The organism is Lysinibacillus capsici (assembly GCF_003367505.1).
Classification (GTDB): Bacteria; Bacillota; Bacilli; order Bacillales_A; family Planococcaceae; genus Lysinibacillus; species Lysinibacillus capsici.
This window is the reverse complement of sequence record NZ_PXXX01000010.1, coordinates 227722-242305: the sequence shown is the minus strand read 5'-3', so window position 1 is coordinate 242305 and position 14584 is coordinate 227722. Positions and strand designations below refer to the sequence as shown.

13 protein-coding genes are annotated in these 14584 nt (G+C 34.8%); 9 read left to right on the top strand and 4 right to left on the bottom strand.

Annotated features, from left to right (window positions below; translation table 11 throughout):
* Nucleotides 1-7 precede the first annotated feature (7 nt).
* Nucleotides 8-949 (top strand): alpha/beta fold hydrolase, encoded by a 942-nt coding sequence (locus tag C7B89_RS08295; protein WP_244205603.1) that lies wholly within the window; start codon nt 8-10, stop codon nt 947-949.
* A 189-nt stretch (nt 950-1138) separates the two neighbouring features.
* Here C7B89_RS08295 and C7B89_RS08290 read toward each other — a convergent pair whose 3' ends face one another.
* Nucleotides 1139-1759, bottom strand: a complete 621-nt coding sequence (locus C7B89_RS08290; protein WP_048391158.1) for a flavin reductase family protein — start codon at nt 1757-1759, stop codon at nt 1139-1141.
* A gap of 105 nt (nt 1760-1864) precedes the next feature.
* Here C7B89_RS08290 and C7B89_RS08285 point away from each other — a divergent pair, with 105 nt between their 5' ends.
* The 4 genes from C7B89_RS08285 to C7B89_RS08270 all read left to right on the top strand — a co-directional run bounded on the left by C7B89_RS08285 (nt 1865) and on the right by C7B89_RS08270 (nt 4548).
* Nucleotides 1865-2080, top strand: coding sequence for an opine metallophore biosynthesis dehydrogenase (locus C7B89_RS08285; RefSeq protein WP_115673543.1), 216 nt, complete (start codon nt 1865-1867; stop codon nt 2078-2080).
* A 218-nt stretch (nt 2081-2298) separates the two neighbouring features.
* On the top strand, nt 2299-3126 hold the full coding sequence (locus C7B89_RS08280; RefSeq protein ID WP_115673474.1) for a helix-turn-helix transcriptional regulator: 828 nt from the start codon (nt 2299-2301) through the stop codon (nt 3124-3126).
* A gap of 82 nt (nt 3127-3208) precedes the next feature.
* Entirely contained in the window at nt 3209-4195 is a 987-nt protein-coding gene (locus C7B89_RS08275) for an ABC transporter substrate-binding protein (RefSeq protein ID WP_115673473.1), read from the top strand.
* A 41-nt stretch (nt 4196-4236) separates the two neighbouring features.
* Nucleotides 4237-4548, top strand: coding sequence for a cupin domain-containing protein (locus tag C7B89_RS08270; protein ID WP_048391149.1), 312 nt, complete (start codon nt 4237-4239; stop codon nt 4546-4548).
* Between the two features lie 93 nt (nt 4549-4641).
* Here the strand turns inward: C7B89_RS08270 and C7B89_RS08265 are convergent, their stop codons facing one another.
* Entirely contained in the window at nt 4642-5382 is a 741-nt protein-coding gene (locus C7B89_RS08265) for an SDR family oxidoreductase (RefSeq protein ID WP_244205593.1), read from the bottom strand.
* Between the two features lie 133 nt (nt 5383-5515).
* Between C7B89_RS08265 and C7B89_RS08260 the strand changes: the two genes are divergently transcribed.
* Together C7B89_RS08260 and C7B89_RS08255 are read left to right on the top strand one after the other, a co-directional pair.
* Nucleotides 5516-6052 (top strand): TetR/AcrR family transcriptional regulator, encoded by a 537-nt coding sequence (locus tag C7B89_RS08260; protein WP_048391146.1) that lies wholly within the window; start codon nt 5516-5518, stop codon nt 6050-6052.
* Between the two features lie 676 nt (nt 6053-6728).
* Nucleotides 6729-9200, top strand: coding sequence for an S-layer homology domain-containing protein (locus C7B89_RS08255; protein ID WP_115673472.1), 2472 nt, complete (start codon nt 6729-6731; stop codon nt 9198-9200).
* Nucleotides 9201-9957: 757 nt separating this feature from the next.
* Here the strand turns inward: C7B89_RS08255 and C7B89_RS08250 are convergent.
* Nucleotides 9958-11085 (bottom strand): acyltransferase, encoded by a 1128-nt coding sequence (locus tag C7B89_RS08250; RefSeq protein WP_115673471.1) that lies wholly within the window; start codon nt 11083-11085, stop codon nt 9958-9960.
* 288 nt (nt 11086-11373) lie between these two features.
* Entirely contained in the window at nt 11374-12366 is a 993-nt protein-coding gene (locus C7B89_RS08245; RefSeq protein WP_054550664.1) for an NADPH:quinone oxidoreductase family protein, read from the bottom strand.
* A 126-nt stretch (nt 12367-12492) separates the two neighbouring features.
* Here C7B89_RS08245 and C7B89_RS08240 point away from each other — a divergent pair, with 126 nt between their 5' ends.
* Entirely contained in the window at nt 12493-13080 is a 588-nt protein-coding gene (locus C7B89_RS08240) for a TetR/AcrR family transcriptional regulator (RefSeq protein ID WP_054550665.1), read from the top strand.
* A gap of 375 nt (nt 13081-13455) precedes the next feature.
* Nucleotides 13456-14361: an arginase gene (gene rocF / locus C7B89_RS08235; RefSeq protein ID WP_048389666.1), complete on the top strand. Its 906-nt coding sequence runs from the start codon at nt 13456-13458 to the stop codon at nt 14359-14361.
* Nucleotides 14362-14584: the final 223 nt, after the last annotated feature.

Genomic DNA, 14584 nt, shown 5'->3' with positions numbered 1-14584 from the left:
CAAAATAATGAAAAAAACGATAACCTTTATAAGTAGAATAGTAGTAGGTTTAATTATAGCCATATTACTTTTATTAGCGGTTGTTTTCCTTGTTGATATTGTTTGTAGCAAAATGGAGCAAGGAAAACTAGAAACTTATGGTCAGTCTGTCACCGTAGAGGGGAAAAAAATGAATGTCTTTATCCAGGGAGAAGGAGAAGAAACCGTCGTACTCTTACCTGGTTATGGAACAGCAGCACCAGCACTTGATTTTCAACTACTAGTAGATGAATTATCTCCATTTTACAAGGTTGTGGTCATTGAGCCTTTTGGTTATGGATTAAGTGCTCTTACCGAAAAAGAAAGAAGCACTGAGAATATTGTTAGTGAAATCCATGAAGCATTACAGCGCCTTCAAATTGAGCGTTATATTCTAATGGGTCACTCCATTTCAGGCCTTTACGGATTGGATTATGTGAACAAATATCCAAACGAAGTAAGTGCATTTGTCGGGCTGGATAGTAGTGTTCCGACAATAAGTGAAAGAAAGATTGAACCTTCAGTAATAACTACTTTAAAACTACTAAAAAAATCAGGTTTAGCTAGATTGCAGGTGAAGCTTAGTGATGACCCATATGTCGAACTACCCTATGATGAGAAAACAAAAGAACAACTGAAAATTCTTAAGCACAAAAATATGTATAATCTCAGCCAGTTAAATGAAGCTGAAATGATGTATGCTAACTTTAAAGCGGCTGAAAGTTTAATATTCCCTAAAAATCTTCCAGTTATTTTGTTTATACAAGAGAAGCATCCAGTAACGGACAGATGGGTACCAGAGCATAAAAAACAAATAGCTAATTCTGTCCATGGGAAAGTGATGACATTTGAAGGGGATCATTTCTTATATCGTACAAAAGCAAAAGAAATCGTTGAAGACTTTAGAGAATTTATGAAAGAGATAAAGTGAATGTTCTAAGAAAGATTTTTCATTTCTAAATGGAAAAAAACAGATTTAATTATTGTATTGCTTAATAGTGAAGTATTTAGTGCGTATGAGCAGCAAGCATATTATTATAGACCTAATTATTAACAAATAACCAGGCGCTCAAATGAGAACCTGGTCTTTTTTGTGAACCATATGTTTTAATCCCAATGTTTAGATCTCAGAGCGGAAGTTATTACCAAGGTTGCTACCCAAACCAAAATAATGACGAAAATTATAAATTAGTGGACTCCATTTATTTGGATCAATATGATTTTCGTCAATAATTATTTCTTCGTGGGCATGTACTTGTGTCGTTTGGGTCTCAACGATAGCAAAATTAGGAGAATAATCTGGAATACGTATATGTTTTACCTTTGCTTCGATTTGAATAGGACACTCCATAATTCGAGTAGGAATAACCGTTGTAGACCCAATAGGTGTTAAGCAACTAATATCACATTTCTCTTTTCTAAATGTAAAACCGATCTGTTTCTTAAAATCAGGAACTGGATTTTTTCCTGTGTAAGGAGCTAACTGTTCCACGTTTTCCCAGAGAGAGGGGTCTGGGATATTTATGACACATTCAGGATGATGTTCTAAGTTTTCAATTGCCTTTCCTCCAAGACCAATCCCTAAGATAATGCAGTCTCCTAATACCCAAGAAGAAGATAAAGGGCTAATATTTACTGTTCCATCCTCATTTAACGTACTTAGTAAAATTACAGGAAATCCATAATATAAAATTTTAGGATTTATTATTTTTGTATTTGGCATTTGTTTCATTATTTTCATTTTTGGTTCCTCCCATAAATGTTTTCACTGTCAGACTCATTGTAAAATATAAACATTTCGACGTTCATCGAAGTGTTGATTACAAAATTGATACTTCAATCTATAATGTTGAGCAAAGGTATAGTTTCAAGTCTCCATATTGCGAAAGTCCTGAAAGTAACCAGTCGGACGCTTGATCATTTTGTACAAACTTATGAAGAAAAATTGTTACAAGCAGTAGCTTTATCTGAGAATCAAAGGCTTTCAGAAGCCTTCCAAATAAAATCTTTCTCAAGAGAAAGAGAGATGATTTGCAAGAAATTGCTTTTAGGAAGAGGATAAAAGATAGGGAAATGAAATGAGTGAGGTTGATGGATCTTTGGGTATAAGAGGGAGGCTTCAACTTAATTGACAATGATAATCGTTATCGATAAGGTAGGGGTAGGCGAGAGCCGTCATCCCTACCTTTTTATATTTTTGGTAATGAATAAGATGAAAACTATAATTCAACCCAACTACCGAGGACTAAACAAATTATTATTGAAATGAGGTATATAAGTATGAAAATCGACGTAAATCAGCTTGCAGAGCATTTAGCAAACACTCCTTTCCAAGTAAAAGGAATCTATCGATATTCTAGAAATACAGGTGTACCTTTCGCTGATTATACAGATTCTTTTCCAGGATTTGTTTTTCCCCTTTGTGGAAAAATAGAATTTCAATTTAATGGCACCCCTTACATCTTTTCACCAGGAAAAGTTGTACACGGGGGAGCGAAAATGAAACTAAATCAAAAAAATTTTGATGATGCAAATTGGGAATATATTCTGGTTTTGTACAGGATATGTACGGAGAATTTAGCAGAGACAAGCTTTTCACATCAGCATTTTGAATTACCGATAGGACAATCTCCTCGTCTAATCGAGTTAATTATGCGTCTATGGCATGTATATAATCAGCGTGGAGGTATATCAATGTTTCAGACAGAAATGCTATTTCGTGATGTACTGAATGAAGCATTATTATGTGTGGCTAATCGACAAAATAGCTGTGCGTCACACACTCTATTCGAACGAATAACTACTTATATTCATGAAAACTATTATCAAAGCCTTTCCATTACCTCTCTTGCCGAACAATATAACGTTAATCGAAATCGACTATCCTATATATTTAGAAAGCATGCAGGGATGGGTCCGGCAGAATATTTATTAAACTATCGTATAAACATGGCTCAAAAAATGCTATTTACAAGTGATGTGCCTGTACAACAAATTGCAGAAACGGTGGGAATTACTGATCCCTTTTATTTTAGTAGAGTATTCAAGAAGCAATATGGTATCTCTCCTACTAAATATCGAGATAAGTTCATCAATAATCCATGCTAAGTTCACCAAGCTTCCATTCTCCGCCAAACATGACTTTACTATACTAAGTGTATATCAGAGATTTTATGTTGGAGGAATTTCAATGCAAAAGATTAAAGGACTGCTATTTTTAATGCTACTACTAGCAGGTATATTGGGAGGTTGTCATAAATCACCTGCTGAAAGTAAGGGGTTAACTACAAAAGACATATCTTCATCAGCAGCTAATGTAGAAGAAACTGCGTGGCCTAGAACCATTAAAGACGCCCTAGGTAAGGAATTTGTCATCGAGAAAGAACCAGAAAAAATTGTTTCATTATGGTATTTTTACCCTGAAATTTTAGTTGCATTAGGTGAGCCACCTACAGCTTCTACTGATAAAGAATATTTATCCACTTTGTCTTATTTAAACGGTAAGCTAGATTCAACAGAGGAATTAGGCGATAAATTGTCCCCTAGTATTGAAAAAACGCTATCGATTGGTCCTGATTATATTTTAGCAACAGAACATCATGAAAAATTGTATGAATCCCTAGAAAAAATCGCCCCAGTCATTACGTTGCAATCACAGGACATCTACGAAGACTGGCAATATGGACTTCGTACAGTAGCCGAGATTATCGGAAAAGACGATGAGGCGGAAAAAGTAATTGATAAAATGATGAAAGATATCTCAATAGGACGTGAAGCATTAAAGTCAATTCAAGGAGAGTCTGTAGCGCTTATTTTGTCTTGGGACGGAAAAACGTTTAATGTTCTTGGTGAAGATAACCCTGTTTATACACTTGCTTTCGATAAAGAAAAGGGTTTGGGTCTAACACCAGATCATACATTTAAGGGGAATAATAATCAATTCGCTGCATTTGAAGGCATCTCAACTATTCAAGCAGACCATATTTTCCTTATCGGTGATATTACAAAAAAGGAAGCATTAATGAGTGAGTTAAATCAAAGCAATGTCTGGAATAATATGAATGCCGTAAAAAAAGGTAATATTCATTTAATGGATACTTCCGCTATTACAGGAGGTCCATTAGCTATCGAGTACGCTTTGCAAAATATAACAGAAGCCTTACAAAAGGACGAATAATAGGAAAAACCTTTTCCAAAAGTAAATAAGGAGAGATGAATATGCAAGATCAAGTTATCAATATAAATGAGAAATTATCCGAATTAAAGGAGCTTTGGTCACCGAAAATTATTGGTGAAATACACGATTTTCAATTCAAAGTGGTGAAGATTGCTGGGGATTTTATATGGCATGAACATCAAGGGGCTGATAAGGTATTTATTGTGCTCGAAGGGGAGATGTTTATTGCTTTTCGGGATGGTCAGGTGAAAATATCCAAAGGTGAGATGTTTATTGTTCCTGGAGGAGCGGAACACATGCCCTTTGCTGAAAAGGAATGCCATATTATGCTTGTGGAGCCTAAGGTCATGTAGGCATTACCAGAATAACAAAAAGAGATAGATGATTTTTTATCTTACCCCTTTAGATTAATCTAAAGGGGTATTTACCTTGGGAACAGTTCGTTATTAAGCTAAACCACCATTTACGAAGATTACTTGTCCATTTACCCAACGTGCTGGTCCTGCTAAAAAAGAAACAACTTCTGAAATATCCCTAGGTTCTCCTAGTCTTTCTAATGGTACAGCATTTGCTAAATTATGAATCTGTTTTTCATCTTTTCCATTGAAGAACAAAGGTGTTGCCGTTGGTCCAGGAGCTATTGCATTAACAGTTATATCTTTTCCTCTTAATTCACGAGCTAGAATCATTGAAATAGATTCAACAGCTGCTTTACTTGCTACATAAGCACCATAGTTTGGAAATTGGCTACGATTGACAGAGGTAGAGAAATTAATTATGGAGCCACCTCTCCTTACTCGTTGTGCAGCTAATTGTGAGATAACAAATGTACCTCTGATGTTTGTGCGATGCATTTTATCTAAATCATTTAAATTCAAATCTGCAATTGGACTAAGTAACATGATTCCTGCTGTATTTATCACGACATCTATACCACCAAAAGCGGTTTCTACTTGGTCAAAAGCCATATTCATTTCTATTTCATTTGCTACATCACCTCCCACACTTATAGCATGTCCTTTATCAGCTAATATTTCTTCAACTAATTCGTTAGCCTTTGATTCACTTGAAGAAAAGTGAACGCCAACTGCATAACCTTCCTCTACTAATTTTGCTACAACAGTACGTCCTATCCCTCCAGATCCGCCTAATACCAAAGCAACACGTTCATACATTTCTTTCACCATAAAATTCATCCTCCACAACCCGTTATTAAAAGTTACAATTTTTCGATTTTGTAACTTTGTTATTGTATATTACACATGTTATAGTTACATTGTCAACAAAATGTAACTATGAGAAGCGAAAGGAGTATATTTAATGGCTATTCTTTCAGAAGAGAAGATTTTTTCTACGGCTGAAGCAATTATTTTAAGCAAAGGTATAAATAAAACAACATTATCAGATATTGCAAAGATGCTAGGCGTAACACATGCTGCGCTTTATAAACACTATAAGAATAAGGACGATTTGCTCCAAAAGCTTGCCCTTAAGTGGTTGGATAATACTTCTAAAGATTTGTTTGAATGGAGTCCTAAAAAAGGCGTTGATGCGGAAATCGCTTTACATGATTGGCTATGGCTTCTTCACGTCACAAAAAGAAATCTGTATCAAAATCATCAAAAAATGTTTCTGTTGTATACAAATTATATAGAAACAAATAAAGATTTAATTAAAGATCATCTCCAGCATCTTGCTAAAAAAGTTGAAGAAATTAGTGGTTGGGAAAATAAGGGGATGGCAGTTATTGTAGCTTTTACTTACTTCCATAATCCTTATTTTGCTGAACGGTGGAATCAGGGGGACCATCTACATTTGTTTGAACAGGTTTGGTCTGTTGTTAGTAGATCTCATTAAGTCTTGATCTTTCAAAGTAAGTACTGCTTGTTGTGCTTTTATGATCAAAATTATAAAACGGATGGGGAAATAAGTATTTCCCCAATCCGTTTCTTTTTATTATTAGATTCAGCTAAGGCAATCTATTTCTTTATGGAAGATAGGATAATGTGGTAAATGAAGAATTTGCAATCAAAGCATTCAGATACTCAATTGAATATTTCTAACGAGGCATAAATGGATAATAGAATCGTAGATGTAATTTCAGGAGGATAAAAATTTATGATTCTGTATATCATTATATCGAAAAAATAATGAAATCGGATTAGATTAAAAAAGGAATTATTTGTAAATTTAATTGAAACAGCTACTTTTGCCGTTAAAGGTTATAGTATTTCTAAATTATAGAAATTTTTTATGAAAAGATTCCCTATATAACCAATGCAGTATTAAAATTACCTTATTTTTAGCGTTTATTTATTGGTAATGAAGTTATATTATTGTCTTGTAAAGCAAATTACAGTTTGATTGGGATATTTAATCATGAAAAATTTAGAAGATTGCTTTACATATAATTGGTTGAATTATTATTTGTGGGAACGATTTATACATATTTTTATAATTTTATAATTAAATAGCGCGATAATATTGTTCTCACAGAATAATATAATTTATTAAAATTCTGGAGGAATATACTATGACAAAACAAAACAAAGGTCGTAAATTTTTCGCAACTACAGCTACAGCAGCACTTGTAGCATCAGCAATCGTACCAGTAGCATCAGCTGCGGAATTTCAAGATGCAGCTAGCATTTCATCTTGGGCAAAAGAAGCTGTTCAATTTTTAACTGATAAAGGCTACATCCAAGGCGATGAAAAAGGAAACTTCAACCCAGCTGGTACACTTACTCGTGCAGAAGCGGCTGAAATTTTATCAAAAGCATTAGATTTAAAAGCTACTGGTACTGAAGATTTTTCTGATGTTAGTGAAAATGATTGGTTCTATAATGCTGTACTTGCAACTTCACCAGAATTATTTGATGGTATGGGCAATGGTAAATTTGAGCCTAAAGCTCAATTAACAAGAGAACAAGCTGCTAAAGTCATCGTTCAGGGCTACCAATTAACAGGTAAAGCAGATCTTAGCCAATTTGCAGATGCTTCTAAAGCTTCTAAATGGGCTGTATCTTACTTAGAAACAGCTGTAGAAAATGGTGTAATCAATGGTAAAGGCTCTTTATTAGCACCACAAGATAAAATTAGCCGCGAAGAATTCGCTACAATGGTAAAACGTACGATTGATGCAGTTCAAGAAGTAACACCAGCTGTAGAAGCTGTAAAAGGGCTTAATGCAAAAGAACTTGAAGTGAAATTCAACACAGCTGTTGATGCAAAAGATGCAGCAATCACAACAAAATATGCTGTTGAAGGTGTAGCAATCACTAACGCAGTAGTATCTGAAGACGGTATGACAGTTACGTTAACAACTGATAAAGAAGTAAAATTAACAAATGGTAAAGTAACTGTAAAACCAATTAAAACAAAAGCAGATGCTAAAGTTCTAACTGAAGAGTTCAACAAATTAATCACATTTGCAGATACGACTCCTGTAAGCGTTAATTCTGTAGAAGCTAAAGGTACTACAGCTGTTATCACTTTCGACGAGCCTGTACAAAGTGAAGGAACAATCAGCTTAAATGGTACAGAACTATCAAAAGATCGCTATACTTTATCTGGTAAGAAATTAACAATTACTGGATTAACAGCAGAACAATCTTACAAAGTAGACATTGTTGGTGCAACTGACTTCGCTAATAATATCGCAAATCCTATCGCAGTTAACTTCACAGTTTTGAAAGCAGACGTTGATAATTCAAAACCAACTGTTTCTACAGCAGTGAATGGTACAGAAATTACGTTTGATTTCTCTGAAGAATTAATGAAACAAAATCTTAATGCAGATGCAGAGACTAAAGAATATGCAAAAGTAACAGTAGGATCAACTGTATTCTATTTAACAGATGCTGATATTAAAGATACAGAGGATAAAACTGTATTCACTATTGATGCTAAATCTGCTTTAGGTACAGCTACATTCATTAATACAAACATTAAAGTAGAAGGACAAAAAGATTTAGCTGGTAATGCAGGTGATGCATTTGAGTTCAATGCTATTCTTTCAAAAGATTTAACACCTGCTACACTTGTTTCTACTGCTACTAAAATGTTAGTAGCTGATGATGTAAATGCTACTACAGACGTTGATGCATTATACCTTACTTTTAGTGAGCCAGTAAAAGTAGAAGGAAAATTAACTGTTAAAACACAAAATGGTATTGCTTACACTACTGGAAAAGAAACAGTAGTAAAAGCAGATGCAGGTTTCGATGTAGATGGTAACGGTAAAATCGAGGGTGCAGAGAAAAACACTGTAAAAGTTGACATTGATCTAGATAGCAATTCAACATACACTTTCGAGTTATCTGCTAAAGCAGTAACAGATTTAGCTGGCAATGTAACTGCTGATACTGTTACTTTCAATGTAACAACAGGCGTATTTGAAGCTACACCTGAAACACCAACAGATTCATTAGTATTCGGCGCTACTCCAGTTGTTGTAACTGATAATAACGTATTCACAGTTGAGTATGCTAAAGATGTGACTGCAACAGCTACAAATGCTGCTAACTACACACTTGGAGGAAAAGAACTTCCTGCAGGTACGCAACTTCAGTTTGTAGATGGTACTAAGAAAGTAAGATTCACTTTACCAGAAGGTTCTATCACAGCTAATGGTAATTATGTACTTGAAGCTAGCAATGTAGTAGATACAAAAGGTAACACGCTTAAAGGTGGAAAAGTGACAACTCAAGTAGCACTTAAAGAAAATATTGTTCCTGTTGCTACTAAAGTAACTGCAGTAGATAGCAAAACATTTACAGTAGATTTCTCTGAAAATATTGCTGATCAAGCTGCTCCAACAGGTGTTACTGTTAAAATTGCAGGATCAACTGTAGAACTTGCTTCTATTACAGTAGCTGGTGGTAAACTTACTGCGACAACTAAAGCTGACTATGCATTAACTGACAGCATTGTAGTTGAATTCAAATCAACAAACCTAGTTGATGCTAATAACAACAAAGTAAAAGACGGTTCTATTGCAAAATAATTAAATCGTTCATTGAAAAGCCCTGTGGAGATTTCCACAGGGCTTTTTTAGTGTTTAAATAAGATCATGCTAATAGGAAAGAAAGACCTGCGAGAGGTTGATTTCCGTTCCGCCAGCGGTCCTTTCCAGGGGGCGTCCGATGAGCCGCTGTGTTCGCTCCAGGGTCTCCTCTGAGACGCTAAATCCCCTAGGAGTGACGCTGGCTCCACTCCAATCAACCATTCTGCAAAAGTGTTTTTTCCTTATTTTTCATACTAGCAGTAGTGATCAAAATAGCCCATGATTTGCATGATTAGAAAAAGGATAGGTTTTTATTTTCAATGTAGGATAAATGATGCGTGATAACACCTCTTCATAAAACCTTCACTTTATTTGCAAACCTTTGCTAATAAGGTAACACTTTTGTGGGGGAGGGGAGGGCTACTTGACTCCCGTGGGATAGCAAGACAGGCAAAACGCTAAACGGAGTGGTATCGGAGGAAGCAATTCGGCGCTCGCCCACAGGAAAGTAAGTAGCCTGCAACGGAAATTCATTTTCACTTTTTACAAAAATTTTATTGATTGTTTTTTAACACTATGAAACCCCTTGGTAGATTTCCACAGGGCCTTTTTAATTAGTTTCTTCTTATTTAATAATGCACCTCAGAAGAAACATTAGTATTTCAGTAACGGTAAGCACAAAATAACAGGTTCTCAACTAAATATACACAGCCAGTTGACGGCAACAAATCGACGACTGGCTGTGCATAATGAACGGCTATTTGTAAGGGAATTTACTCGGGATAGGACCAAAGGCAATCCAATGGTACTTAAAGAATCTGCCCATCAATAGCACGACCATCCATGGAACGAAGAGTGCAAAGATAAAGCCCCCAATGCTCCAAAGATGATACAGAATACTATTACCACCAGTACTTAATTGTCTATAAAGGAAAAGGAAAAATGGATGCAATAGATAGACGCCAAATGATACTGTTCCTAGATTGATTAAGCCATTTACAAAAGCATGGTTCCATTTATCATAGATCCAGAAAGAAAGCTGTAATAAGACAATACAGGCTGTTAAAGATTGTAGCTGAAAAACTAGCTCAAATATTGTGCTGTTCACTATATAGGTTTGTGATGTATAAACAAAGTAATATAAATAAACATTATATATAGTAGAAATTAGCCAAATACACCACACAAAAAGTATCTTGATAGGAAAATTTTCTTTTTTTAGTTGAAGCCATCCTTTGTATTTTTCAAAATAAATTCCTAAAAATGCCCCTGCTAAGAAATAAAAGAGATAGGAAAAAGCGATACTCCCTCTATAGGGATACTGCCATAACTCAGCGTTTAATAGAATAAAGACCCATTGAAGAACGAACCCAATCCAAATTAAATAAGGAGATAGTGCTGGTTTTTTCTTTAAAATATATAGGAATAATGGGAACATAAGATAGAATTGAACAATAATAAAAATATAGTATAGATGCGTATACGCTTTGCCTAATAAAAGTTTTTCTAGAAATTCGATACTAAATAGAGAACGCCATGTGTCTACTAAATCATGTGTCACATAAAATTGCATTGCTGCATAAAAAAAAATAGAAAAAAAGAGATAAGGAATGAGTATTTGGGTCACTCTTTTTTTATAAAAATGAATGATAAGCTCCTTTGTTAAATCCTTTTGTATATAATTGTAAAATAATACAAAGCCACTTAAAAAAATAAAAGCAGGGACAGCGAATTTAGGGGAGATATTGAAAAATACATAAAATGGATATAATTTTGAGTCACTAGATAAAGCCGTTACAGGTGTACTAGTAGAATGAATAAGAAGAACAGCTAGAATGGCTAAAGCCCGTGTAATAGCTAATTCATTAATATGTGCTCGCTTCATACGATCATCTCCAAAGTATTAATTATAGTATTGAATTCCCGGAATACTGCCTACATACTCTATTGGTATGCTTGTTAGTACAAATTTAGACAAGCTTTGTTGCCTAAATTTGTCTAAAGGAAACAAGTGGGTTGTTCATGAGCTACTATAAAGCGCTTTTATGTCAGGGAGATGTCAACAATAAAAAAAGCTACCACGCTCGCTTTGCGTAGTAGCTGTATGTTGTTATTTGCCATCTAGAATTATTTTCTGGGAAATAGAATAAAGAAGGAAGCTTAATTAAACTCCTTATAATGCAACAAGGATTCTACCTCTTGCTTGACCCTTCAGTAAAATAGGTAAAACATCAGGAAGTTGTTGTAGTGTTACCTCTTGCTGAATAAAATCATTAAGGTTTGCTGGTTTGAAATCAGTCGCTAGTCGATGCCAAATGTTCAATCGAATGTCCATTGGGCAATAAACAGAATCAATTCCAAGTAAACTCACGCCTCTTAAAATGAAGGGAAATACACTTGTAGGAAGCTGTGTACCTGCCGTTAAACCACTACATGCAACAGCCCCACCATATTGAATTTGGCTTAATAATGAGGCAAGTGGCTCTCCACCAACAGAATCAACAGCAGCAGCCCATTTTTGTTTGCCTAATGCTTTAATTTTTCCATCATAAACCTCTTCACGATTTACTATTGTAGTAGCCCCGAGTGATTGTAAATATTCATGTTCAGATTCTTTTCCTGTGCTCGCTTCAACTTGATAACCCAGTGTTGAAAGAATAGATACAGCAAAGCTACCTACACCTCCTGTAGCCCCTGTCACAAGAATTTTCCCCTTTTCAGGATGAATACCATTTTCCTCTAACTTTTGAACAGATAATGCAGCTGTAAATCCTGCAGTACCAATTACCATAGCCTCTTTAAGGGAAAGTCCTTTTGGAAGCGGTACAATCCATTGCGCTGGGATGCGGGCATATTCACTAAAGCCACCAAAATGGGAAACACCTATTTCATAGCTAGTCGCAATGACCTCGTCACCAATTTTAAAGCGAGAATCCTCAGAAGAAACAACAGTCCCAGCTAAATCAATGCCAGGAACAAAAGGATAAGACGTAACGATTTTACCATCAGGAATAGAGGCAAGACTATCTTTATAATTAATACCTGAATAACTAACTTTAATTAATACCTCACCCTTTGGTAGATCTTCTAAAGTTAACTTGTTCACTTTCACTGTAAATGCATCATCTTTATTGACTACTAACGCACTAAAATTTTCTGCCGTCATCGTAAACGTCCCCCTACAATTTTATTCCATTAAACAGTATCAAAATTATTCTGACCGGTCAACATAAAATTGGATTGTTGCTACTCTTCATGTATAATAACTTCTATCAAGTCATCGGAGGCTCCTATGAAAAAGAAAGAGGAAGAACGTAAAAAACAGATTATGAAAGCAGCCTTTAACGCTGTTTCACAATTAGGTTATGATAAGGTTACACTACAAGACATAGCCAATCATGCCAGTGTCTCAAAAGGGGTAGTTCACTACTACTTTACAAGCAAACAAAACATTTTATTAGAATTACTTGAATCCACTACGAACAAAATCTACAGCTATGAAATCCAAGAAATAGGCAAGCATCAAACAGCTATAGACAAGCTTCATGCCTACTTAAATGCTGTATTTGTATCCCCTATAGAAAATAAAAAATTTTACAGGGTTTATTTAGACTTTTTAGCTCAGGCAAATAGCAATGAAGAGTACAAAAGAATTAACTTAAAATTTTATGAGAATTGCTGGGGAATTGGACAAGAAATTATTGAATTAGGAAAAAGAGAAGGTGTCTTTAGTTCAGACATTGATTCCTTAACCTATGCAAAAATGATGAGGGCAATGATTGATGGTTCATTAATTCAGTGGTTAACCTGCGATTTAGAAGAACAACATAAATTTTATAAAGAAACCTGTTTGAATAGTATTGTGCGATTATTAAAATAGGCAATTGAAAAGCCTTATTACTATTGTAGTAAGGCTTTTTTTTGCCGTAAAAAAGAAGAATAATTGAATGATTTTGGAAAATATTTATTAACATATTGCATTTATAGATAAAATTACCGTCAAAATTTTCGGAAAAAACTATAAAAAAAGAACAGTTTTAATATTTTGTTTAGTAATTTTTTACAAAAATACGCACTAAAAAGGAAAAAAATGTTTTGTTATGCATTGAAATAGCGTTTATGCAATCGTTTATACAAGAATAAATCTATGTTTTTAATAATTTAAACTGTATAAAAATTTAAAATAATGTCGAGTTGAGTCAATGTTGCAATTTCTTTATACTGTGAAAGTAATTATTGGAGAGGAGAAAACATCATGAATAAAGAAGTGACAATTATTGGGGTGCCCATGGATTTAGGTCAAACAAGAAGAGGCGTAGACATGGGACCAAGTGCTATCAGATATGCGGGGGTAACTGAACGACTTGAGAGACTTGGTTATTCGATTTACGACGAAGGGGATTTAACTATTGACTTCGTACACGAAGATAAAGACGCAGAAGGAAAGACAAACTTAAAAAATTTAAAAACTGTCACAGAAAGTAACGAGAAGCTAGGCCAAAAAGTAGACCATGAAATTTCTTTAAACCGTTTTCCTTTAGTTTTAGGTGGAGACCATAGTATTGCTATTGGAACATTAGCAGGAGTTTCCAAGCATTATGAGAATCTAGGTGTCATTTGGTATGATGCCCATGGCGATTTAAATACTGGTGAAACATCTCCTTCAGGAAATATCCATGGCATGTCTTTAGCTGTAAGCTTGGGCCTTGGACATCCAGCACTTACAAATATCGGAGGCTATGCTCCAAAGGTAAAGCCTGAAAACGTTGTTATCATTGGTGCTCGAGATTTAGATCCTGGAGAAAAAAAGCTTATTAAGGAAATTGGTATTAAAGTATACACGATGCATGAAATTGATCGTTTAGGAATGACGAAAGTAATGTCAGAAACGATTGACTATTTAAAGGAGCGCACAGACGGTGTTCACCTATCATTAGATTTAGATGGACTGGATCCAAATGATGCACCAGGTGTAGGCACGCCAGTAGCAGGTGGTATTAGCTATCGTGAAAGTCATTTAGCTATGGAAATGCTGTCAGAAGCAAATATTATTACTTCAGCAGAATTTGTTGAGACAAACCCTGTATTAGATCAATACAATAAAACGGCTATTGCTGCGGTAGCTTTAATCAGCTCACTATTTGGCGATACATTACTTTAAGCCATGAATAGAAGTCATTTTGTATCCCAGAAGGAAGAACTTTTCTTAAAAAATTAGGTCGCGACAACCAACTATAAGAAAATAGCTCTCCCTATAGTAAGTTTACAATACAATTTAGCTATTCAATAGCCTTTATTTTGTCAGAAAATTGACAGTTCATAAAATATATAAAACAGTTTATCTATTAACATTCAAATTTTAGATTGTTATCTGTTTTGTACGA